Origin of the sequence: Ruegeria sp. HKCCA5763, from assembly GCF_013034545.1 — a bacterium.
Taxonomy (GTDB): Bacteria; Pseudomonadota; Alphaproteobacteria; order Rhodobacterales; family Rhodobacteraceae; genus Ruegeria.
On record NZ_WQGF01000001.1, the window covers coordinates 24,587 to 45,617 of the forward strand.

Consider the following 21,031-nt stretch of genomic DNA (forward strand, 5'->3'; position numbering starts at 1 on the left):
TCGGACTTTCCATTCATCGTGTCCCAAACAGCACGACTGAATCGGAGGGTCGGATGAGTATGGAAATGCAGGTCTCCGGACCGGGAACCAAGGGCTTTATGACCAGCTATCTTGAGGCGCTGGCCCTTGTGGAACGGTTGCACAGGTTGCTGTTGGACGTCATCAAGGATGAGTTTGAGCGCGTCGGCGTGTTGGAAATCAACGCTGTACAGGCGCTGCTGCTGTTCAACATTGGTGATCATGAGGTCACGGCGGGTGAATTGAAAAGCCGCGACTACTATCAAGGCAGCAATGTCAGCTACAACCTCAAGAAACTGGTTGAGATGGGATACATGCACCACCAACGGTGTGAGATCGACCGCCGATCCGTGCGCGTGCGCCTGACGCCGCGTGGCAGGGAAATCCGCGATATCGTTTCCGATCTGTTTGCGCGCCAAGCCGAAGGTCTTCAGGGCAGGGGGGTGTTGGAACTGGAAGGGATTGAAGACATCACGACATCGCTACGCCGCGTCGAGCGGTACTGGACCGATCAAATCAGATATATCTACTGATGAGGGCGGGCTTCGGACAGAACGAGACTGTCTAGTTCTCGGATCAGTTTGCGGGTCATGGCCTCTGCGTAGGCCTCAAACCCCAGGGCGACTTCAACGAATGCGTTTGGACCGGATATAACCCACGCATTGTAATATGCCGAAAGTTCTCCAACTTGCACATAGCGCCTGTCTCCTGAACTTGGATCATCCGCACCAATAACTAGCCCGTTGATCGTAACACCGCTGTCGCGCAAGGCTGTTCGCACATCTCGCGGATGAGGTCCGAGGTTGTGTTTGCCGTCACCGGATAAATCCAGGGTGCGCCGCCAGCATGTTCTTTGCTGGTTCAGCAGGTCCACCCCAAACACCATAGCAGCGCCCACTGCCGTCCCTTGGGCCGTCGCCTTTCGCGAGGTTTGGAAAAGGCGCTGGCTGATTGCATTCAGATCGGCAGCGGTTTGAATTTCGGTCCAGTTCAGTAGCATCCTCTCATGCCCTGGTTCCGTCCATTCAAAAATCGCCAACCGCATGGATGTTGAACCGTTCGCCAGCATCAGTTGGCTTACTTCGGGATCGCGCAGAGCAGCAGCCAAACCTTCGACCTGCAACCTGTATTCACCGCTATCGACAGATGCCGAAACATCCAGACCCAAAGCCAAGGCATGCCGGCATTGTGCAAGGGCGGGCTCTGAAAACAGGCAAAACAGAATGACCAGCAGGCGCGCCGTCATTGGTCGTCGACCTGTACTGAACCAATTTGCAGCCCGCTCAGTTCCCGCTCCAGTTTTTTACGCATCGCGCGTTCGAAGTCTTCAAAGCCTTGTGCGACTTCCAGAAAGGCGCCCGGGCCATGCAGGACGTTGTTTTCGAAAAAAGGGATGAGAAAAAGTTCCCCTTCGAAATCAGCGGCGTTTATCACCAGGCCATTGACGACGATGTCATGGTCAAAGAACCGTTGATACGCGATTTGGGGTCCATAGCCGTCATTGTTGGACCCGTCTCCTGACAGATCTATGGTGTGAAATAGACAGGGAGGCGCGCTTTGGAATAGTTCTGCCCCGAACCGCAAAGCGTGCCCCATGGCCGTTGCCAAGCCTTCATTGGACCGGATCGACTGACTTATCCGGGTCGCCGCAGCCGCAAGATCTCTGTGATTTTCGATCAAGTGCCAGTCGAGGATAACGTGCTGGGTACTTTGCCCGCTCCATTCATAGACGGCCAATGCAACAGGTAGAGGAGATGAGAAGAAAGCTTCTTGCACTTCAGGTGCCAGAAGTGCCGCAGCCAGTCCCTGTCGCTGCAAAATGTCTTCAGCGTCGTCTACCGAAACTGAAATGTCCATCGCCAGGGCCAGTGCCAAACGGCACTGCTCGGCCTGGATTGGGCTGGTCACAAGGGCCAGCCCCAGTGTTATGACCCACCTGATCACCAGTGGCCAGTGCTCTCCATGCTGGCCCAGGGCTCGGCCGGCTCAAGCGCGTCGCCATTTTGCAGCAACTCAACCGAGATGTTGTCAGGTGAACGGACAAACGCCATGCGCCCATCGCGAGGAGGGCGATTGATGGTCACGCCATTGTTCTGCAAATGCTGGCACACTTCGTAGATGTTATCGACACCATAAGCCAAGTGTCCAAAATGACGGCTGTCGCTGGGCAGGTCATCATCGCCATCCCAGTTGTACGTCAGCTCAATCGGAGCGTCTTCCTGGCCGGGAGGGGCCATGAAAATCAATGAGAACCGCCCCGCTTCGCTGTCATACCGACGCGTTTCCTTGAGACCCAAAAGCTCATAAAACGCTATGGATTTTTCCAGATCCTTCACCCGGACCATAGTGTGCAGATATGTCAGCGCCATTGCGGCCATCCTTTTTCGATTAGTTTTGCCAGCAACTTAGCGCACTGGTTTGATGTGTCGAGAGCGCCCTGCGACCGAAATCAAAAATTGCGCAGGTTGCGGCATATATCGCGGTTCCGATGCTGCGATTAGCGAGATATAGTAGAAGGCGACTCATTGCCAGAAAGGAAGATTTCATGCCGCTGTCCGCCGACCACCAGGCCGAGATCGAAGCGCAACGCGCCCAATCGCATCCAACACGTCGCGTCGTTTCAGCGGGAATGGAAGACCATTTGTACACCGCTCATCAGGTTCTGGACCACGGCTTTGTCCGCGTGATCGACTATATGGGCGATGACGCAGCGATCTGTCAGGCAGCCCGTGTTTCTTACGGCAAAGGCACCAAATCGGTTCAGAACGACGAAGGACTGATCCGGTATTTGATGCGGCACTGGCATTCGACCCCGTTCGAAATGTGCGAGGTCAAACTGCATGTAAAACTGCCCGTTTTCGTGGCGCGTCAGTGGATTCGGCATCGTACGGCCAATGTGAACGAATACTCAGCGCGTTATTCGATTCTGGATCGCGAGTTTTATATCCCCGCACCCGAACATGTGGCAGCACAGTCTGAGGTGAACAATCAGGGTCGCGGATCAGCGTTGGAAGGCGAAGAAGCCGCCCGTGTCCTGGAAATCCTGAAAGCTGACAGCACCCGCTGCTACGACAATTACGAGGCCATGATCAGCCAGGATGGGCAACAGGGTCTGGCGCGTGAACTGGCCCGGATGAACCTTCCTGCGAATATCTACACACAGTGGTATTGGAAGGTCGACTTGCACAATCTGTTCCATTTCCTGCGTCTGCGTGCGGACCCTCATGCGCAATACGAAATCCGCGTATATGCGGATGCGATGTGCAAGATCGTCGCCGACTGGGTGCCGTTTGCTTACAAAGCGTTCGAGGATTACCGGTTGGGCGCAGTCAACCTTTCCGCGCAGATGGTGGAGAGCCTTCGGAACATGTTGGCTGGCGAGACGGTCACGCAAGAAAACTCTGGCATGACTGCCCGTGAATGGCGCGAGTTCGAAGCGATCATTCGTAAGTAATGCGCATTAACGCATAGCACTTGTCTATACATTGTGTCATGGAATCGTTACGTTGGTTCCATGACCCATGTTTTTAAAACTGCTTTTTGTTTGGTCTTTGGCCTAGCTTTGCCAGCGCAGTCTCAGTCTCCTATCGCTGAAATTCTCTGTGAGCCGACGCCCCGGTTGCACCAGAAATTAAAAGGCCAATTTGCGTCCAAGCGCGTGGCCACTGGCGTTCGTGGACCTGAACAAATCATGGAAGTTTGGTCAAACCAGCGCGGCGATTGGACGATGGTAGTGACCTATGCGACCGGCACGTCCTGCATCGTTGCCATGGGCGACAACTGGTTTTCTCACGACAGGTCAAAGCCCGCGCGAGGGTAATGGAACAATTCCGGTGGGGGGCGGGTGACGGCCGGAAATTGGCCGTCATCCTGAAATTTTTCACTCCGCGCGAGGCGGGTGGCGTTACAACGGCTTCAAATCAGCTGCCATTTGGCGGCCGTCGCGTCCGTCCTGCAACTCGTATGAGACTTTTTGATTGTCTGCGAGTCCGGTGAGGCCGGACCGTTCTACGGCCGAGATATGAACAAACACATCCTTGCCCCCCTCATCAGGGGCAATAAACCCATAGCCTTTCGTGGTATTGAACCATTTCACGGTGCCGGTTGGCATGTCCCGTGTCTCCTTCTACTTACGCATTGTCCCACAAATTGGTGGGGGCTGTGGTTGGCGTCATCGTAAACCCAACTGTTTCGCGTTTGCAGAACAGTCCAATTTACATGTTTCACCTTTTTCAACATTGCACGGTGAAGTAAAAAATCAAGAATAACTGCCAAAAACGGGCGTGATTGCCTAAAATCGAAGCACGAGCGGGAGTATCAAAAAGATGAAGCTTTATGGGTTAAAGACTTGCGACACGTGTCGTAAGGCTCTGAAATCGTTGCCAGATGCAGAGCTTGTTGATGTCCGGCAGGATGGTGTTCCGGGCTCTGTGCTGTCGCAAGCTTTTGTCGAGTTCGGCAATGCTCTGCTCAATACCAGGTCAACCACTTGGCGCGGTTTGGACCAGAGCCAGCGCGAAAAAGCACCGATGGAGCTGCTAAAAGAACACCCGACGTTGATGAAGCGCCCGTTGATCGAGAAGGACGGTAAGCTTCTGTTGGGCTGGACCGCTGAAACCCGCACCCAGCTTGGCATTTCCTAAATGGGTGCTTATTTGCCCAAGATCAGAAGTGAGGATTTTCAATGCGCAATGCCGCAATGATTTTGGGCGTTATTGCCGGGCTGATCGGTATGATCGTCGGTTTTTTCGGGTATGCCAAAGTGGTTGTCGTCGACCATGTTGGCGAGATTGATGGGGTTTTAAGCCAGGTCGATAACCCTGGACTGATCCAGGCCCTTTCGATTATCGCGCCCTTGCTGGCGATTGCCGGAGGGGCAATGGCGCCTGCGCGAGCTCTGATTGGTGGGGTTTTGCTGCTGATTTCAGCCGGTGCTATGTACTATGCGTTTGGGTTTGGTGTCTTCACCATGTTCCCGATCGCATTCGCCAGCGTTGCGGGCTTCCTTGGGCTGGCGGCAGGAAAACCGGACCAGCCCAAAGCACATTTCTAGATCATTTCAGGCGCAGGAGGCGGTCCAGCGAAAGCGGTCCTGCGCCGTTGATCACAATGACCAGCATCAGGAAGGTCCACAGTGTGCGCTGATCCATGATAGAGGGAGCCGCGTCGAACAGGCTGCCCAGTTTCACGCCGTGGCCGGTGACGTCAACCAGGGTTTGCACCCATATGAATCCAATCATTCCCAACGCGGCAAGGCGTGTGAAAAGCCCAACCAGCAGCAGGGCAGGCAGAACAAATTCAGCGACTGTTCCGAAGAAAATGACGATACGCTGGAAGAATGTCATCTGCGAAACATCCCACAGCACCGCTTCCGCAGCCTTGGGGAAAATCTGGCCGAAGGCTCCGCTGGATGGCGAAAAGATCGAACCGTCGATCTTCAGCATGGCTGAGTTCCAGTAGTAAACCAACAGAACTGCAATGAAGACCAGCCGCGCAAGTGTCGGAGTCAGCCAGTTGGACGCATTGTCCACCTTCTCAAGAGCAGAGTTGTGAAGTGAGATCAGGGCAGTCATGTCTTCGGCCTTTCGATAGTCACGGAAGTTACAGCACCGCCCTGCAAAAGCAGTGCCAGAGTGGTTCCCAGGTCAAACTCGGGTGCCTCGGCAGCGGCTTTTTCGAACGCTGCACCGATTGTGTCCCCGTTTTGCATATGGCCAATCCAGTCGGCCCCGCCTGACGGCAGCAAATGAGGCTCAGGATCGTATTCAGGGCGCGTGATCAGTACGTCCTCGGCGCGCGCCTGAGGTTTTGGCGCGTCGGCTTCGGAGTTGAAACGCCAGATCGAATGAATCGGCCAGTCCGATCGGATCACGTGCATGGCTGGGGCAAATTGCAATCGCGCCTGCATCACCTGTTCAGGATCAACTGCCAATGCATCTGCGGGTGCAGGTTGACTGTCTGCCGCGTGGTAGGACCGGCGCAAGGCCAATTCCAACCGGGCAATGTCGGGCAAGTATCCAAGATGGGCAAGCTGCTGCATTCCGGCCAGAAAACCAGGAAATGCCTCGCCATAGAACATCATGAGCGGAGATGACGGGGGATGTTGGCGCAGGAATATCCCGGCCAATCCGTCCATGTTCTGCGGGCCCAACAGCTTGGTGATAACGGGGAAGGCCTGATGCATTGCTTCGGTCAGGGAAACCGCGACGTTGTTGCGGTACACACTAAACCTGCGGCCCGCCGGTTGCGCCTCAGCGTCTAACAACCCATCTGGAACCGGCGCGGACGCATCCATCATGGCGGCGCGAAACTCGGACTGGGACACGCTCATGCCGGTACCTTGTCCAGTGCGGCCTGAGCGCGAACCGCTTCCTCGCGCAAAACCGGCCAGTCGGGAACATCGGTGTCCCATTCGACCAGCAGCGGCTTGGGACCGGATTGTTCAAGGACGTAGTCTAGCAAGGCCCAGACCGGATCAACGACCTCGCGCCCATGACTGTCGATCAAAAGCGGATGGCCGTGGTCGTCTTCGTCTTCGTCATGGCCGCCCAGATGGATTTCGCCCACTTTCTCAAGCGGATAGGCGTCGATGTAACCTTGCGGCGAGAAGTCCAGATTAGTGGCAGCGACAAAGACGTTGTTCACGTCCAGCAACAGGCCGCAACCAGTGCGTTGGGCAATCTCGCGCAGGAAATCGGGCTCGGACCAAGTGCTTTCTTCAAAAGCCAGATAGCTGGATGGGTTTTCAAGCAGCATCTGTTGACCAACGGTGTCCTGCACCTGATCGATGTGCTCGCAGACCCGTGTCAGCGTCTCGTCCGTGTAGGGAAGCGGCAAGAGGTCGTTGTAAAAGTGGCTGTCATGGGTGGACCAGGCCAGATGTTCGGAAAAACTGGCCGGCTTCAGCCAGCCGACCAGATGTTTCAGGCGGGCCAGATGTTCGGGGTCCAATGGGCCTTCGCCACCGATGGACAGGCCAACGCCATGGACCGAGATCGGAAAGTGTTCTGAAAGGTAGCGCAGTTGCGCCAAGGGGCGTCCGCCATCGCCCATGTAGTTTTCGGCATGGACTTCCAGCCACGAAACGGGCTGTGCATGGTCAAGTATCTGAGCGAAGTGTTGCGGCTTGTACCCCACGCCCGGTGCAGCGGGCAGGCGGTTCGAGCGGAGCGCATCATCCAACATGGGTCAGTTCCTTGATCACGAAAGGGAAGGGCGGGCGAACTGGCCCGCCCCCTTGATCCGTTTGGTCGACCTTATGCCGGCAAGTCGCGGTCCTGGGCTTCCAGTGAACCTTTGCGCGGTGTGCCGTCTGCCTGTGCCGGAAGTTCGATATCCGCGCAGGTACCAGCGTCAACCAGCGTCCATGCGTTGCCTTGATAGTCAACGGTCGAGGTGCCCGCACATGTGGTGCCGGGGCCTGCTGCGCAGTCGTTCTGACCGGCCAAAGACACGCCATAGCACTTTTCTTTGGCTTGTGCGGTTGCTGTGGTTGCAGCACCCGATACGGCGGCTGCGACTGCGGTTGCGATAACCAGGGATTTAGCTGTGTTCGACATCTCGGTGATCCTCTTGATGACTGGGTATGTCTGCTTGTGACACTGATAAAACTAGTGGCTTGTCGGCCAGAGTTAAATTCACGAGCCCGTGTCTCACAAGCGCGTCAGGGGGCGGCATGCCCTCTTGAAGCCTAATGCATTGTTTTTGATGAAGAAAGGGTGAAATGTTACAATCCGGCCCCGTTTTAAGGGCCGGATTGCCAGAGATATACCGCTGAATGTTACAGCTGATCCGGGGGGGTAGATGCCTGCGACAGCTCATTTGTTACAACATCAAGCGGTTGAACCTGTGTCTGTTTTTCACCCAGACGCCGGACGCTGACAGTGCGTTCTTCAACCTCGCGGTGACCAACGGCCAGAATCACGGGCACTTTACCGACTGAGTGCTCGCGGACCTTATAGTTGATCTTTTCGTTGCGAATATCGGCCTCGGCACGCACACCTGCAGCGCGCAGGGTTTCAACAACTTCGGCAACATAGGCGTCGGCCTCGGAAGTGATCGAGGCGACCACGACCTGACGCGGCGCCAGCCAGAAGGGCAGCTTGCCGGCGTGTTCTTCGATCAGAATGCCGATGAAGCGTTCGAATGAACCCAATGTTGCCCGGTGCAGCATCACAGGGCGATGTTTGCCGCCGTCCGCTCCGATATAGGTGGCGTCCAGACGTTCGGGCAGAACAAAGTCCACCTGATGCGTCCCGCATTGCCAATCCCGGCCGATTGCGTCGGTCAGAACAAATTCGAGCTTCGGACCGTAAAACGCCCCTTCTCCGGGGTTGAGTTCAGGTTCGATCCCTGCGGCACGTGTTGCGCTGAGCAAAGCAGCTTCGGCCTTGTCCCACACCTCATCCGACCCAGAGCGTTTTTCCGGTCGATCCGAGAATTTGACCGAGAAGTTTTCGAATCCGAGGTCTTTATAAATCCCGGACAAGAAACGAATGAACTCGGCAGTTTCGGATTCAATCTGATCTTCGGTGCAGAAGATGTGACCATCATCCTGCGTAAAGCCGCGCACGCGCATGATACCGTGCAAGGCGCCCGAGGGCTCATAACGGTTGCATGATCCGAATTCTGCCATCCGCAGAGGCAGGTCACGATAGGATTTCAAACCCTGATTGAAAATCTGCACGTGGCACGGACAGTTCATCGGTTTCAGGGCATTTATCGCCTTTTCCCGCGCATGTTCTTCGTCCACTTCGACGATGAACATGTTTTCCTGATATTTGTCCCAGTGACCCGAGGCTTCCCATAGTTTGCGGTCAACGACCTGAGGGGTGTTGACCTCGACATAGCCGCCCTTGCGTTGCTGGCGGCGCATGTAGTCCTGCAATTGCGTGTAGATGGTCCAACCGTTGGGATGCCAGAAGATCTGCCCGGGGGCCTCTTCCTGCATGTGGAACAGGTCCATTTCACGACCAAGCTTGCGGTGGTCGCGTTTGGCAGCCTCTTCCAACATGTGCAGGTGGGCTTTTAGCTTTTCCTTGCCGGTGAAGGCCACGCCATAGATGCGTTGCAACATCGCGCGGTCACTGTCACCACGCCAATAGGCACCAGCGATGGACATCAGCTTGAAGGCGTCGCCCGGCACCTGACCGGTGTGCTGCAGGTGTGGACCTCGGCAGAGATCCTGCCAGTGACCATGCCAGTACATGCGCAGCGGTTCGTCGCCCGGGATGGATTCGATCAATTCGACCTTATAGGGTTCGTTGTTGGCCTTATAGAATTCGATCGCGCGGTCACGGTCCCAAACCTCGGTGGTCACGGGGTCGCGCTTGTTGATGATCTCTTTCATCTTTTTCTCGATCAGGCCGAGATCTTCGGGCGTGAACGGTTCGGCCCGGTCAAAGTCATAATACCAGCCGTTTTCGATGACTGGGCCGATGGTGACCTTGGTGGCAGGCCAGATTTCCTGAACGGCGCGCGCCATGATATGGGCCAGATCGTGGCGGATCAGCTCATTGGCCTGATCTTCATCCTTCATGGTGTGGATTGCGATCTGCGCGTCGGCTTCGATGGGCCATTGCAGGTCCCAGTGGTGGCCGTCAACGGTGGCCGAGATAGCCTTTTTGGCCAGCGAGGTCGAGATATCGGCTGCCACCTGCGCGGGCGTAATGCCTGCGTCATAAGATCGTGCATTGCCATCGGGGAAGGTGAGTGAGACGGATTTTGAATCCAAGGCCATGGTTCGGCTCTCCTCGTCGGTTTGGCGCCCACTGAACGCCCGGTTGCGGGTATCGCCATTTAAGATTTTGAAAACAGTAATTTTTTATGACGTCTCGGTGTCACTCGTCACTGTTTTGTGGCTTTTGGCGACGATAAAGTCACGAGGCGTCTCATATAGCGATTGTCAGAGCGGTGCAATCACTGTCCTGCACCGTATGGCCCGCCATCCTGTAAGTCGCCGAACACCCCCCACGCCTTGTGGCATGCGCCCTCGAACGCCACATCGTCCTCGGGAATGCTGTCCTTGAAATTGGGGTAGGCCATTCGGTCGCCCAAGTTCATCAGCACGGTCACGAGGTGGTTGCGTGGAATGAACGCCCGGAAACGATAGTCGCCGCTCGGTGTTTCGATCACCTCGCCGTCCATACCATAATCGCGCAGAAGTTCGGCGTCCTGAGCGCGGCGGAACCGCAGACAGACGCGAGAACCGATGTTCGGCCCGCTGGTTTTGCCGTACTCATCCTTTGCAACGGCAGAGAAAAAGCCCGAACCCTCGGGCGTCGAGAATGCTACCCACATCTGCAGGTCCTCCTAATTTTTTGGAAAAGGGCGGCTTTTCTATCAAATACGACATAGGGTCGTCAACTCGAGGCGGCTTACGTGCGCGGGCGCATGGCCTGTAGGCACAAACCCAAACCTCTAAACCCGGCAGTAGCTACGTGATGGTTGGAGACTATTCGTCGTCATCCAGTCTTGACTCAATCACCTTCTGTTGAGCCAATCTCTCTGGAAGGCGGTCGCTGATGTCTTTGAGCCGCTGTGTTGGATTGACGCTCATGCCTACAGTTCCGCTGTGGGTGTGTGTGATGCTTACGCCATCAGCGCGTCCGAAGGCTCGGTCCTGAGCTAAGGCCAACAAAGCGATTTGTTCTTTGCCAGAGAGTTTTCCCGATACAAATTCGCCGTTCCCATCTATGCGATTGAAGAGCTCATCCATCGACAAAAGATCGTTCATGCGTTTCACAGCGATCTCGCCGTTCGACTGGATCAACTTTCTTGTCTCGGGGTCCAGCTTGGGTCGCCCGCCGGGATTGCCAGAATGACCGGGCTTAAAAAGAGGTGTTGGCACAGTGGACTCCTCTGTTCTCAGAAAGTGAAGGCGCCAAGTGATAAGTGTCTATTTTACATAGCATAATGGATGCCAAATTACGATCATTTGCGCATTCGATAGACGCGCCAGGCAAGGTCGTACAGGTGCCCGCATTTATGTCTCTCTCTCAAATGTCCTAGGGATACTGTACAAATGCATTCAGGATTAGCGAAGCCGTAGCTTCCGCCATCGTGGGCTGAACTGTTGTTCGCCACTTATTTTTCGTAGACGCTAAGGTAAGTGAGGCAGATTAATGTGTAACCTCTATTCGAATACGACACCGGCAGATGCGATGCGCCAGCTATTCGACGTCGCTGTAGAAAAAGACAGGCTCGGAAACGCGGAACCGCTTCCAGCAATCTACCCAAAGCACATGGCGCCCATTGTCAGGAAGGACCAAGACGGGGCGCGTGAACTCGTGTCTCTGTCCTGGGGGTTTCGAACGACCAAGAAATCAAAAAAGACTGGCGCCATCTTGCAACCTCATGCCTGGAACAATGCGCGTGACGACAAGGTCCTGAAGAGCGGGCTGTGGAAGAACAGTTTCGTAGAGCGCCGTTGTCTCGTACCTGCAAGCTCGTTTTGCGAGGCGCAAGGGCGCAATCCAGCGACATACCACTGGTTCGCGCTCAAAGGATCCGGGGCTCGCCCACCATTTGCGTTTGCCGGGATGTGGCAAGTATCGCGATACGAAGGCAAAGAAGGGCGAGAAGAGGTTCCAGCGTATACTGTGATAACCACCTCAGCGAATGACATTGTGCGTCCGATACATCCGCAGAGAATGCCAGTCATACTCTGTCCTAGTGATTATGAGGCCTGGTTAAGTGGCAGCGCCGCGGAGGCCTTTGAACTGCTAAAGCCCTATGCCTCAGATGAGATGGATATCGTCAGATCGGGCGAAGGAGAAAAGTCTGACACTAGTCTTTGAACGGTACGGTGTTTGAGAGAGTTCCGATCAATGAATGTCCGCTTACGATCTCAACTCGGACATCCGACGATTATTGTCAGATGTCTGCATCAAGCCCAAAGCGGTCAATTGGCAGAACAGTATCCTATCCGAAAATCGACTCTAAGCTTCTGGGTCGCTCGAAGTTTTTTCGAGTTCAGCGAGTTCCTCCCAAACGCCTTCAGGGATGGACCACTCTGCCCATTCCATTGCCTGTTGAACATGCTGAGGCCATGTCACTCCGCAAACGGTCGAAATGATGTCGTCATTTTTCAAAGAGTGTTGCAACGCGACCGCCCCGACTGGGACATCGTAGTGCCCGCATACCTCTTCAACGGCACGAATTGGCGCAAGTACTTCATCACCTGCAGGACGATAGACATAAAAGCGATGGATCGCGCTTCCTCGGGCAAGTGCACCTCCGGAATAAGGTGCTGCGTTCAATATCGAAACGCCTCGTGATTTCGCGAGTTCTATCAGAGGTGCCGCGTTATCGTTCACTAGCGTATGTCTGTTGTGTGTCAGGACCACGTCAAAATCCCAACCCTCCAAAATTGGCATCATTAAGTCGATACGTCCCGCCGCGATTCCGACCGCCTTTGCAAGACCTTCCTCCTTGATACGGAACAACTCTTCAATCGCGCCGCCCCGTCCTTTAACCTCAGATAGGTCATTTGCATATTCGACATCATGGACGTGGAGTATATCAACGCTGTCGACGCTTAGGGCCGTAAGACTTTCCTCGAATGATCTACGTGCCTGAGAAGCATCAAAAGCACCGGTTTCCATGTGCCGGTCGATTTTGGTGGAAAGCACTCGCCCGTCCGGCCAACCACCAAGCTCACGAATGACTTTTCCTATGCGCTCTTCACTTCGTCCCATGGCGTAGCAACGGGATGTGTCCAGGAACGCATTTGGCTGCGAAAGAATTGCCCGAATTGTATCAATCGCGCGGTCTTCCTCAACTTCATACCCATAGATTTCCGGGATACTTCCCAACCCCGTCGATCCAAACCCGATGCGAGGGACCCGTATACCTGTCTTACCAATTTCGCTTAGCTCCGCCATGCCAACCTCCCAATTGGTTCCGGACATTCGCAGATGTTGCGCGAGTAATTTATTTAAAACAAGTCAGGCTTGTCGCTGGAGTTACTCTCCGGCCTCAACGCAATCGTTCAAGCCGAAAATTCACAAAGCTTTTTCGCGAATGGCAGAAATGTCCGCAGAGCTGTCATTCCGCGCAACTCTCTCCAATGTCTGCTTCTCTCAGAAACCGGGCATTGCAAAGTCTAGTAGACCGCCCAGAGCGGCCACTCGGCGCTGCTCCGCGCGTTGAGCGCTTGCGAGTCCTGAACGCAGCTGCGCTGGTTCATTTTGGTGACGACAACTATTGCAGTTTGAAAATGGGATTGCGCATTTCTTTGAGGATGTCGTGTTCATCGGTCCAAGGCAGCAAGAATTCGAGCATCTCGTTCGTATGGATCCTCACGGAAATGAACGGCCCCATCTTCGACCCAAGCAGTCCAATAGGTCAAAAGGACCGGCATGGGCTCGGGTAGGTTAACTCGCGTTGTCTTCCCGCTATCCAAAATTGATTGCATCTTTTGCCGGCTCCAGTCGGGCTCTCCCTCCATCAAAAGGCTGGCAAATTCGAACGGATACTCAAGACGAACGCAGCCGGAACTTAGGTTCCGCTCATTTCGGTCGAAAAGACTGCGGTCGTTGGTATCATGCAAGTACACAGCGTATTTATTAGGAAACATGAACTTGACTAAACCTAACGCATTGTCTGGGCCCGGCTGCTGAACCAAAGTGACGGCGGGGTTCTTTGCTCCCCAGTTCACAGCGTTGGCAGGAATTGTCTGCCCGTCTTTGTTACGAACTACGTAATTGTTGCGCGCCAGATAGGCTGGATCCTTGCGGATCCGCGAAAGCTTGTCTTTCCGAAAAATCGAGGCGGGAACGGTCCAAGTCGGATTGAATTCCATGTATTCAATTTCATCTCGGAACACTGGGGTTTTGCGGTAGGCTGATCCTGTGATTGACCGGGTGGTCCAAAGCGTCCCGCCAGATGTGACCAAGTAAGTACGAGCGCCTGCAATATTTACCAGCACGAACTCCTCGTCGATTTCCCGCATGAGCCAACGGCCCCGTTCCAGGCTGAGGCGCAACTTATTTATGCGGTCTTCGACAGGTTTGTTGAGAGAGGCGAAGGTCTTACCACCAACGACGCCATCTGCCTCCAGGCCGTGACGATTTTGAAAGGTTTTTACAAGTTGCACCAAGTAATCGTCATAAACCCAAGCTGGATTTATGCCGTTTTGGCTGATTTCTTGAAATTCATTTGTTCCCTCGTAGCCTTCTGCCGCTAGCCTTTTACGCAGTTCGGCGACGGCAGAATCCACCATTTCCGGCTTCAGAACCGTTTCTTCGGGAACTTTGTTCCAGCCTCCCTTTGATGCAATAGCTCTGTATTTGCGCAATGCATCAACGAGCATCGTATATTGCGCATTTTCGATATCGATACGTTCAATCAAAGCGCTGAAGCCTTCACCTTGAAGAAATTGGCTCAATACAATGGAAGGGTCTTGTTGAATTACTGGTTTTGAGAAGTTCCAATCGTTATCCAATGCATTTGGATCGACTTTTCCAAAAACCAAATGATGCACGAGTTTTACTGCTGCGTCGGTCGCCAAAATATCGAACAGCGCTTTATTTGAGGCATCGCCACCCTGTGAGTCTTTGAAAGCGGTTCGAAGCCCTTCTAGCTTGAAGTCACTCGGCGTAAAGCCCTGATCAATTGCTCCATCCAACTCCTGAAATAGTTCGTCGACCAATTCAAAACTTGTCCAAGCTGGCGCAAATTCTCTGTCTGAATAGAAACGAGGTACAAGGATTTCTGCGTCCAAACTCTTATTGTTAGAAAGTGTGCTACTCGCATTCGTATTTGACCGTAGCAGCGCTTTTATCTGCTCCGAGACTTGGTCTGCTGCGCCTAAATTGGGGCATGTCATCAGCGTTGCAGTCAGTACAGTTGCAACTGCTGATTTGAGACCTTTTACCATCCGCTCCGTCACCTTCAATCTATATGTCGTTTCTTCGTCGGAGGATACTTCAACATTATGTATAATCAAATTGGAATTTATTGGTCTCGGATCATGCTCGCGCCGCATCGACGACAATTTTTTGCGAATGGCTGCGTTGCCCGTAGAACAGACGGCGGGTGAAAACTTGAGAACGTCCGCTTTGGGCTGAAACAGTTGTTGCCGATTGAAGCAATGAGCGATTGCTTAGAACCTTTCGAGAACAGTGCGCCAAAATTGGATCTACCTTTGGCACGTTTTGTCTGCGGTAGTTTGCGAGCTTTGGCATTTGGAACAACTCTACGGCTTAACACCAGCTTTCTTCAGGCCTTCGACCAAAAGCGCGTTGTGTTCGTGTAGACGGAAGAGGATCAAAGCGCCGGAGACAATGCTGTCTAGGAACGCTGGGGCGAAATCCGCTAGCGCCTGCTCATGTGGCAGGCCTGCTTCGGCACGCCCGAGGTGGGCGGCACTGGCGATCATAAGAGCCCGGCGGATCGGCGCACGCGGCGTCATCTGAATCGCGCGCTCACCCCAATGCATTGCGTCTTCAAAATCAGCGTCGGCGAAGGCAGCTTGGGCGAGCGCCAGATAGGCGTCTCCTACCCAGAGATCAGTGTCGCGTGGGGAAAGCTGGAGGGCAAGGTGGGCATGTTCGCGCGCCTCTGTGGTTCGGCCGACCAAAGACTCATGCCAGGCCATGAAGAAGATGTTCCGGGCAAAGTTCGGGTTCAGTGTGAAGCCCAAACTGAAGTCGGCGTTGGCCCCGTCAAAATCCCCACGGAAATGACGAACCACACCGCGAACGCATAAGGCGCGAGGGTCGAGTTGACCACCAAGAAACAGAGGTTCAACGCTTTTCTCAGCTAGGCCCAGGTTTTCGGTGGGGTCCTCATCGAACTGGTATAGATAACGCATCAAGTAGGCAAACGCTTTGATCCAATGCGCCTGGACATTGCGTGGGTCGAGATCAATGGCGCGATCAGAGGCCGATATGACCTCATCGAACTTTTCCTGAGAGTAGAAGCCTCCTGCATAGAAGATCGCCATTGCACGTAGCGAGAGGTCGTAGGAGTTGAAGTCGATATCTCGAGCCACAGACGCGCGATCTATTTCGGCAATGGATATCTGGGGGGCGATGGCGCCGACCACGCTGCGTGTAATCTCATCCTGTAACGCGAAGATGTCGTCTAGCGTGCGGTCGTAGCGCTCAGCCCAAACATGAGCTCCATTTGTGCAGTCGATGAGTTGGGCAGTAATGCGCACGCGGTTTTGGGCTCGACGGAGGCTGCCCTCTAGCATGTAGCGAACACCGAGTTCACGAGCGACATCTATATGGGTGACGGGGCGACCCCTGAACGAAAACGAGGAGTTGCGGGCGATGACGAAAAGCTCGGGAAAGCGCGAGAGCTCTGTGATGATGTCTTCGGAAACGCCGTCACAGAAGTATTCCTGTTCTGGATCATTGGACATGTTCTGGAAGGGCAAGACAGCGATTGAGGGTTTGTCAGTGGGTTGCGATTGGTATTGCGTGGAACCAGATTCGTCCTCCATCGCCAATTTGTAGGCGCGAACTGGCTTGGAGATGTTTTTGAGCGCTACTTCGCCAAGGTCTATGATGTCGTGTTCAATTTTGCCTCGAACCTGCCGGCATGCGTCGTCAGACAGAATGACACCGCCTGGGTCAGCGACGCCTTCGAGTCTGGCGGCAAGATTAACACCCTCGCCATAAATGTCGCCCTCGTCCAAGATTACGTCTCCAATGTGCAAGCCTATTCGGAAGCTGATCCGGCTTTCGGTGGGGCTCTCGGCTTCGGCGGCGTGCAGCGCCTTCTGGAGCGTCGCTGCGGCCTCAACGGCAGAAACGACCGAGCTAAAAAGTGCAAACAGGCCATCACCGGTAAGCTTTATAATCTCACCTCCGGTACTTTCGATACCTGGATTGATGATGTCCCGGCGTAGGTCTTTGAGACGAGCAAGTGTTCCCGCCTCGTTAGCCGCCATAAGCCGTGAGTAGCCGACCATATCGGCGGCAAGTATGGCGGCAAGTCGGCGTGTCATGCGCATTTCCCAATAGCAACCTTTTTTCGAATCTATCAAGTTCGGTAGTAGTGTGCCAACTTTCGAAAATGTCCGGTTTGGGCTATCTACGGTCCTTCGGTGAAAGCGGGCCAATGGCGGCGAAGTCCGCTGAGCAGTCGTTCAGATCTACTGCAGCGAAGGTCCGCATCGAGCTCAAAGCGGACAAGCACCAAATCTCATAATTTTCTCGCACCGGCGATAGCTTCAAACGTCGGTTAATTTTACCATAGTAGCAGGCTTGTTTTTTGCGCCTCGAAACCTTTTGGCGTCGGAAAAAGCGAGCGCATCCTGGCAACAAGTTCGATCTCACCATCCAGCATCTTTCGGACGGTGTTTAACCAGTTATTGAAAGTTTCAGATTCCCAATGATCCTGGACCGCGGCTTCGTTCCTGAACACTTCGTAGAAATAGAAACGATTTGGGTTTGTTTCATCCACCATAATATGAAACTGAAAGACTTCAGGTTCTTCACTGACAACATTTTGCGCTTGGAAGATGCTGGCGTCCAAAAAGGGCTGCCGATACTCAGGTTTTACGTTGATCACGAAGAACCCACCAAACATTGCATCTTCCATATTTGTCTCCTTCATTGATCTAAAAGCGGCGAATGTCGCAAATCACACCTGTCCTGCTGGATGGTGTTAATCTACAGCACTGCGATACCCATGAACCTAAGCGGGTATCCTTTCTTTATCTGCTTCACCCCATCCTAGCGCGCGAGCAAGTTCGTGTGACATTGTGATAAGTGTATGGCCAATCTTTTCTCGCTCGGAAGGTGTAAACACCCGAAGAGACGCCGTAGCGCCGATTGAAAGCGTCGCACCAACACCTGTCTTGGTCAGCGTTGTAGCGACAGAACTGATTCCGCGCTCGAGCTCTTCAACACATTCGGCATACCCTTTGGCTCGAATGACATCGAGTTCCGCGGCCAGATCCTTGGGGTCTGCAATCGTGCGATCTGTGTACTGCTTAAGCTGCCCATCCAATCGGTCTTGAGACAGCAGTTCAGGCGAAACGGCGGCGATTGCCTTGGCGCAAGAGCACGCGTGCATTGGTCGTTTGCCCATACCTGGATGAAGAAAAGACACGCCCGTCTGCGGTGTCTCCACATGAATAATCTCGACCCAATGGCCCCGTAGCCGAGACAAGAAAAACGCAGCGCCATAGTCATTCGCGGCGCTAGATAGGACAGGCGCAATCACTTGCAAAAGAGCGGGATCAGAGTGATCGCTCAACGTGATACGCTTTAGCCTATTCCCAATCGCGAACTCTCCGCGGGTTGGTGATTCAAGGAGGCCGGACGAAACAAGGTCTTGAACCAGCCTGTAGGCCGTCGGTTTAGGTATATCGGACTGAGCACAGATATCCGCTACGGACGCACGTCCTTTTTGACCCACGATTTCCAAAACCAGCGCTAATCGTTCGAGATGCATTTTTCTCACTTTATGATAACTAAGTTTTCGATATACGATACAATTTGGGGAATCAAGGGAGGAGCATACGATGGATGGACAATGCTGTGGACCGGGCTTCAAGAGTCCGCAAGAAGCCATCAAAGCCCCCCGCGAAAAGCTACTCTACACGATCGCCATCTACACCGGGACAGGGATCCAGAAACCTGATTACCTTGCTACAGTGGATGTCGACCCTGACGGCCCGACCTATTCTCAGGTAATCCATAGGCTGGAAATGCCGGGGATTGGGGACGAGCTTCACCACATGGGGTGGAACGCCTGTTCGTCCTGTCACGACGACGGCTCGATGTCCCGCAAATACCTGATCCTGCCGGGTGTACGCTCTAACAACCTTCACATCGTTGATACAGCCACTGACCCGCGTGCGCCGCGGTTGCATAAGGTCATCGACGGGGCCGAAATCAAGGCCAAGGCAGATTTATCGGGCCCGCATACGGTGCATTGTTTGGGCTCGGAAATCATCATTTCCTTCCTTGGAAATGCCAAGGGTGAGGCTCCTGGAGGCTATCTGCATCTCGACAAAGAGTTCAACATCGTCGGTCGCTGGGAAACCTCGATGGGCGAAATCAAATTCGGCTATGACTTCTGGTACCAACCACGCCACAACGTGATGGTCAGTTCCGAATGGGCTGCGCCCAATACCTTCATGCCAGGCTTCGATCTGGAAGAAGTGGGCCATCTGAAATATGGGCGGGAGCTGCATTTTTGGGATTTTGAAAAGCGCGAACCGGTCGAAAGCTTCTATTTGGGTGAAGACGGGCTGTTGCCACTGGAAGTCAAGTTCCACCATGACCCCGACAGCACGCATGGGTTCTGTGGCGCAGCTCTTTCGACCAATGTGATCCATTGGTGGCAAGACGATGCTAAAAAGTGGCGGTGGGAAAAGATCATCGACGTGGAAAACGAGATGCACCCCGAATGGCCGATCCCGTTGCCGGGGGTTATGTCGGCGATCCTGGTCTCGATGGACGACAAATACTTGTACCTGAACAATTGGCTGCATGGAGATATGCGCCAGTATGACATCACCGACCCGCATAATCCCAAGCTGACAGGCCAAGTGTTTATGGGGGGCCTTTTGGGTAAAGCTCCGATCGTTAACGGGGTCGAGGTCGCGGGTGGCCCGCAAATGTTCCAGCTCTCTCTCGACGGACGAAGGCTTTATGTCACGACCTCGCTGTTCTCGACTTGGGATAACCAGTTCTATCCCGATATCCGCGAAAAAGGCGGGGTTATGGTGATGATCGATTGCGACCCTGAAAACGGTGGTATGAAGATCAACGAGGATTTCATTGTGGACTTTGGCAAAGAACCGAATGGTCCATCGCGCTGTCACGAGAGCCGGTATCCGGGCGGTGATTGCACAAGCGACATCTGGCTATGACTATGTATACCGTGACGATCGCGAACAGAGATGGCGCGCAATACTGTGTGGATGCGCGGCGGCCACTTCTGGAAACGCTGAGAGAACAGGGCGTCGACTTGCCTTTTGGGTGCAAGTATGGCGGCTGCATTACCTGCGCGGCAAAACTACAGACTGGCGCGATCGATCAACGCCGACAGGTTGCGCTGAATAATCGGCAAATCGCGAACGGCTATGTGATCCTTTGCGTGGCACGTCCGACATCCGACATCACGCTTGAGATCGGGGTCGAGAGCCATGACAAGCTGTACCGCAATCCGTTTCTCGACCCTCTCAAACCCCACGAACTCAAGGCTGACATTGCGACGCCGAAGGAAGGTTAACCGATGCCCGAAGCAGATATCGACCGCATCTACGATTACGACCCCAAATACCTCGCCGACATCCTGCAGTCGGTTAAAACCATTGCAATGGTGGGGGCTAGCGCGGACAAAACGAAATTCAGCTATGGCGTTCTGCGACAGCTGAGTGAAATCGGCTATGATATTCTACCGGTGAATCCTAACCCGAATGTTTCGGAAATTAGAGGGCTCAAGGTCTACCACTCGCTGGAAGAGATCGACAAACATGTTGATATGGTAGACGTTTTTCGCCCGAAGGAAGAGTTTTATGCCTTTGCCGAGAAGGCTATCGCAATCGGGGCAAAAGTTCTTTGGGGTCAAATCGGTGTGTACGACGACAAAGCAGCGCAACTCGCTGAAGCGGCGGGCCTTAAAGTCGTGATGAACCGATGCCCCAAGATTGAACTCTTCCGCCCGTTTTGGAAGCCGCGCCTGGACCTAAAGATATGATGGAAATTCGATTGGTAGCTGCCTCCTCAACATCCAATAAGGGTGCCAATTGAGATATTGTGCTTACGGAAGAGAAGACAAATAATCCTGCCCGCTTTACGAAATCCGCATACTCTAAACCCAAGAATGGCCGTTTTGTATATAGAACCAACGGCCACCTTGTCCACGAACCAGATATTCAGGTTACATCCCAGCGCCGCGCAGCGGCGAACGGCAGCTTTGTGCGCTCTTCGGACCTCCGTCCCTCTTCCAGCCTCACTCGTGCAACGAGTATCTCCTTTGACGGGCCGCACCGCGGCGACAGAGGTCAAGGTCAAACGGCCGCTTTTGGTCGTCCTCGAAG

The 21,031-nt window shown here is 54.0% G+C and carries 24 protein-coding genes; 8 read left to right on the plus strand and 16 right to left on the minus strand.

The genetic code is table 11. The features are described from left to right. The first annotated feature begins 53 nt into the window (after positions 1-53). Entirely contained in the window at positions 54-551 is a 498-nt protein-coding gene (locus GOV89_RS00140) for a MarR family winged helix-turn-helix transcriptional regulator (RefSeq protein WP_171237161.1), read from the plus strand. Here GOV89_RS00140 and GOV89_RS00145 read toward each other — a convergent pair. The 3 genes from GOV89_RS00145 to GOV89_RS00155 are packed head-to-tail and all read right to left on the minus strand — an operon-like array spanning position 545 to position 2,387. Further along, entirely contained in the window at positions 545-1,264 is a 720-nt protein-coding gene (locus GOV89_RS00145; RefSeq protein WP_171237162.1) for a DUF1194 domain-containing protein, read from the minus strand. The genes GOV89_RS00140 and GOV89_RS00145 overlap by 7 nt on opposite strands. After that, the gene (locus GOV89_RS00150; protein WP_171237163.1) at positions 1,261-1,962 is read right to left on the minus strand and encodes a DUF1194 domain-containing protein; all 702 of its coding nucleotides are present in this window, start codon (positions 1,960-1,962) and stop codon (positions 1,261-1,263) included. The genes GOV89_RS00145 and GOV89_RS00150 overlap by 4 nt, the downstream gene beginning before the upstream one ends. Next, positions 1,959-2,387, minus strand: coding sequence for a VOC family protein (locus tag GOV89_RS00155; RefSeq protein ID WP_171177416.1), 429 nt, complete (start codon positions 2,385-2,387; stop codon positions 1,959-1,961). Before GOV89_RS00155 ends, GOV89_RS00150 begins: the two co-directional genes overlap by 4 nt. Positions 2,388-2,563: 176 nt before the next feature. Between GOV89_RS00155 and thyX the strand changes: the two genes are divergently transcribed. Then, positions 2,564-3,472 carry an FAD-dependent thymidylate synthase gene (gene thyX, locus GOV89_RS00160; protein WP_171177413.1) on the plus strand — a complete coding sequence of 303 codons (909 nt, stop codon included), beginning with the start codon at positions 2,564-2,566 and terminating at the stop codon, positions 3,470-3,472. Between the two features lie 450 nt (positions 3,473-3,922). On the opposite strand, the gene GOV89_RS00165 is transcribed toward thyX, so the two are convergent. Beyond that, positions 3,923-4,129 (minus strand): cold-shock protein, encoded by a 207-nt coding sequence (locus GOV89_RS00165; protein WP_008758035.1) that lies wholly within the window; start codon positions 4,127-4,129, stop codon positions 3,923-3,925. Positions 4,130-4,343: 214 nt separating this feature from the next. Between GOV89_RS00165 and GOV89_RS00170 the strand changes: the two genes are divergently transcribed. Further along, a complete protein-coding gene (locus GOV89_RS00170) occupies positions 4,344-4,661 on the plus strand; it encodes an ArsC/Spx/MgsR family protein (RefSeq protein ID WP_171177409.1) in 318 nt (105 codons plus the stop codon). A gap of 41 nt (positions 4,662-4,702) precedes the next feature. Then, positions 4,703-5,071 carry a hypothetical protein gene (locus GOV89_RS00175; protein WP_171237164.1) on the plus strand — a complete coding sequence of 123 codons (369 nt, stop codon included), beginning with the start codon at positions 4,703-4,705 and terminating at the stop codon, positions 5,069-5,071. A 1-nt stretch (position 5,072) separates the two neighbouring features. Here the strand turns inward: GOV89_RS00175 and GOV89_RS00180 are convergent, their stop codons facing one another. The 7 genes from GOV89_RS00180 to GOV89_RS00210 all read right to left on the minus strand — a co-directional run bounded on the left by GOV89_RS00180 (position 5,073) and on the right by GOV89_RS00210 (position 10,867). Then, positions 5,073-5,591, minus strand: a complete 519-nt coding sequence (locus tag GOV89_RS00180; RefSeq protein ID WP_171177405.1) for a DoxX family protein — start codon at positions 5,589-5,591, stop codon at positions 5,073-5,075. Then, positions 5,588-6,349, minus strand: a complete 762-nt coding sequence (locus GOV89_RS00185; protein ID WP_171237165.1) for a DNA-binding domain-containing protein — start codon at positions 6,347-6,349, stop codon at positions 5,588-5,590. Before GOV89_RS00185 ends, GOV89_RS00180 begins: the two co-directional genes overlap by 4 nt. Then, positions 6,346-7,203, minus strand: coding sequence for a DUF692 family multinuclear iron-containing protein (locus tag GOV89_RS00190; protein WP_171237166.1), 858 nt, complete (start codon positions 7,201-7,203; stop codon positions 6,346-6,348). Before GOV89_RS00190 ends, GOV89_RS00185 begins: the two co-directional genes overlap by 4 nt. 71 nt (positions 7,204-7,274) lie before the next feature. After that, positions 7,275-7,577 (minus strand): DUF2282 domain-containing protein, encoded by a 303-nt coding sequence (locus GOV89_RS00195; RefSeq protein WP_171177392.1) that lies wholly within the window; start codon positions 7,575-7,577, stop codon positions 7,275-7,277. A 221-nt stretch (positions 7,578-7,798) separates the two neighbouring features. Next, positions 7,799-9,757 carry a threonine--tRNA ligase gene (thrS, locus tag GOV89_RS00200; protein ID WP_171237167.1) on the minus strand — a complete coding sequence of 653 codons (1,959 nt, stop codon included), beginning with the start codon at positions 9,755-9,757 and terminating at the stop codon, positions 7,799-7,801. Between the two features lie 179 nt (positions 9,758-9,936). Next, positions 9,937-10,317 carry a hypothetical protein gene (locus tag GOV89_RS00205; protein ID WP_171177388.1) on the minus strand — a complete coding sequence of 127 codons (381 nt, stop codon included), beginning with the start codon at positions 10,315-10,317 and terminating at the stop codon, positions 9,937-9,939. Positions 10,318-10,471: 154 nt separating this feature from the next. After that, on the minus strand, positions 10,472-10,867 hold the full coding sequence (locus GOV89_RS00210) for a hypothetical protein (protein WP_171237168.1): 396 nt from the start codon (positions 10,865-10,867) through the stop codon (positions 10,472-10,474). 274 nt (positions 10,868-11,141) lie between these two features. On the opposite strand from GOV89_RS00210, the gene GOV89_RS00215 reads away from it, so the two are divergent. After that, positions 11,142-11,816 carry an SOS response-associated peptidase gene (locus GOV89_RS00215; RefSeq protein WP_171177383.1) on the plus strand — a complete coding sequence of 225 codons (675 nt, stop codon included), beginning with the start codon at positions 11,142-11,144 and terminating at the stop codon, positions 11,814-11,816. Between the two features lie 141 nt (positions 11,817-11,957). Here GOV89_RS00215 and GOV89_RS00220 read toward each other — a convergent pair whose 3' ends face one another. From GOV89_RS00220 to GOV89_RS00240, 5 genes are all read right to left on the minus strand, one after another. Beyond that, positions 11,958-12,902, minus strand: coding sequence for an aldo/keto reductase (locus GOV89_RS00220; RefSeq protein ID WP_171237169.1), 945 nt, complete (start codon positions 12,900-12,902; stop codon positions 11,958-11,960). Between the two features lie 368 nt (positions 12,903-13,270). Beyond that, a complete protein-coding gene (locus GOV89_RS00225) occupies positions 13,271-14,899 on the minus strand; it encodes a murein L,D-transpeptidase (protein ID WP_245223251.1) in 1,629 nt (542 codons plus the stop codon). 318 nt (positions 14,900-15,217) lie between these two features. Beyond that, positions 15,218-16,978, minus strand: coding sequence for an adenylate/guanylate cyclase domain-containing protein (locus tag GOV89_RS00230; protein ID WP_171181692.1), 1,761 nt, complete (start codon positions 16,976-16,978; stop codon positions 15,218-15,220). Positions 16,979-17,220: 242 nt separating this feature from the next. After that, entirely contained in the window at positions 17,221-17,574 is a 354-nt protein-coding gene (locus GOV89_RS00235; protein WP_170789612.1) for a putative quinol monooxygenase, read from the minus strand. 96 nt (positions 17,575-17,670) lie between these two features. Beyond that, entirely contained in the window at positions 17,671-18,432 is a 762-nt protein-coding gene (locus GOV89_RS00240; RefSeq protein WP_171181690.1) for an IclR family transcriptional regulator, read from the minus strand. A 70-nt stretch (positions 18,433-18,502) separates the two neighbouring features. On the opposite strand from GOV89_RS00240, the gene GOV89_RS00245 reads away from it, so the two are divergent. Genes GOV89_RS00245 through GOV89_RS00255 form a run of 3 tightly spaced genes read left to right on the plus strand, consistent with a single transcriptional unit; the run spans position 18,503 to position 20,688 of the window. Then, the gene (locus tag GOV89_RS00245; protein WP_171237170.1) at positions 18,503-19,858 is read left to right on the plus strand and encodes a selenium-binding family protein; all 1,356 of its coding nucleotides are present in this window, start codon (positions 18,503-18,505) and stop codon (positions 19,856-19,858) included. Further along, complete coding sequence (locus GOV89_RS00250) at positions 19,855-20,220, plus strand: 2Fe-2S iron-sulfur cluster-binding protein (RefSeq protein ID WP_010437915.1); 366 nt, start codon at positions 19,855-19,857, stop codon at positions 20,218-20,220. The genes GOV89_RS00245 and GOV89_RS00250 overlap by 4 nt, the downstream gene beginning before the upstream one ends. 3 nt (positions 20,221-20,223) lie before the next feature. Continuing rightward, the gene (locus tag GOV89_RS00255; RefSeq protein ID WP_170754812.1) at positions 20,224-20,688 is read left to right on the plus strand and encodes a CoA-binding protein; all 465 of its coding nucleotides are present in this window, start codon (positions 20,224-20,226) and stop codon (positions 20,686-20,688) included. Positions 20,689-21,031: the final 343 nt, after the last annotated feature.

Excerpts from the sequence above, each read along its gene's own strand:
- GOV89_RS00145 (WP_171237162.1), bottom strand. The coding sequence starts at position 1,264 with ATGACGGCGCGCCTGCTGGTCATTCTGTTTTGCCTGTTTTCAGAGCCC.
- GOV89_RS00190 (WP_171237166.1), bottom strand. The coding sequence starts at position 7,203 with ATGTTGGATGATGCGCTCCGCTCGAACCGCCTGCCCGCTGCACCGGGC.
- GOV89_RS00185 (WP_171237165.1), bottom strand. The coding sequence starts at position 6,349 with ATGAGCGTGTCCCAGTCCGAGTTTCGCGCCGCCATGATGGATGCGTCC.
- GOV89_RS00175 (WP_171237164.1), top strand. The coding sequence starts at position 4,703 with ATGCGCAATGCCGCAATGATTTTGGGCGTTATTGCCGGGCTGATCGGT.
- GOV89_RS00230 (WP_171181692.1), bottom strand. The coding sequence starts at position 16,978 with ATGACACGCCGACTTGCCGCCATACTTGCCGCCGATATGGTCGGCTAC.
- GOV89_RS00225 (WP_245223251.1), bottom strand. The coding sequence starts at position 14,899 with ATGGTAAAAGGTCTCAAATCAGCAGTTGCAACTGTACTGACTGCAACG.
- GOV89_RS00250 (WP_010437915.1), top strand. The coding sequence starts at position 19,855 with ATGACTATGTATACCGTGACGATCGCGAACAGAGATGGCGCGCAATAC.
- GOV89_RS00180 (WP_171177405.1), bottom strand. The coding sequence starts at position 5,591 with ATGACTGCCCTGATCTCACTTCACAACTCTGCTCTTGAGAAGGTGGAC.
- GOV89_RS00240 (WP_171181690.1), bottom strand. The coding sequence starts at position 18,432 with ATGCATCTCGAACGATTAGCGCTGGTTTTGGAAATCGTGGGTCAAAAA.
- GOV89_RS00205 (WP_171177388.1), bottom strand. The coding sequence starts at position 10,317 with ATGTGGGTAGCATTCTCGACGCCCGAGGGTTCGGGCTTTTTCTCTGCC.
- GOV89_RS00220 (WP_171237169.1), bottom strand. The coding sequence starts at position 12,902 with ATGGCGGAGCTAAGCGAAATTGGTAAGACAGGTATACGGGTCCCTCGC.
- GOV89_RS00235 (WP_170789612.1), bottom strand. The coding sequence starts at position 17,574 with ATGGAAGATGCAATGTTTGGTGGGTTCTTCGTGATCAACGTAAAACCT.
- GOV89_RS00255 (WP_170754812.1), top strand. The coding sequence starts at position 20,224 with ATGCCCGAAGCAGATATCGACCGCATCTACGATTACGACCCCAAATAC.
- GOV89_RS00140 (WP_171237161.1), top strand. The coding sequence starts at position 54 with ATGAGTATGGAAATGCAGGTCTCCGGACCGGGAACCAAGGGCTTTATG.
- thyX (WP_171177413.1), top strand. The coding sequence starts at position 2,564 with ATGCCGCTGTCCGCCGACCACCAGGCCGAGATCGAAGCGCAACGCGCC.
- GOV89_RS00245 (WP_171237170.1), top strand. The coding sequence starts at position 18,503 with ATGGATGGACAATGCTGTGGACCGGGCTTCAAGAGTCCGCAAGAAGCC.
- GOV89_RS00195 (WP_171177392.1), bottom strand. The coding sequence starts at position 7,577 with ATGTCGAACACAGCTAAATCCCTGGTTATCGCAACCGCAGTCGCAGCC.
- thrS (WP_171237167.1), bottom strand. The coding sequence starts at position 9,757 with ATGGCCTTGGATTCAAAATCCGTCTCACTCACCTTCCCCGATGGCAAT.
- GOV89_RS00215 (WP_171177383.1), top strand. The coding sequence starts at position 11,142 with ATGTGTAACCTCTATTCGAATACGACACCGGCAGATGCGATGCGCCAG.
- GOV89_RS00170 (WP_171177409.1), top strand. The coding sequence starts at position 4,344 with ATGAAGCTTTATGGGTTAAAGACTTGCGACACGTGTCGTAAGGCTCTG.
- GOV89_RS00165 (WP_008758035.1), bottom strand. The coding sequence starts at position 4,129 with ATGCCAACCGGCACCGTGAAATGGTTCAATACCACGAAAGGCTATGGG.
- GOV89_RS00155 (WP_171177416.1), bottom strand. The coding sequence starts at position 2,387 with ATGGCGCTGACATATCTGCACACTATGGTCCGGGTGAAGGATCTGGAA.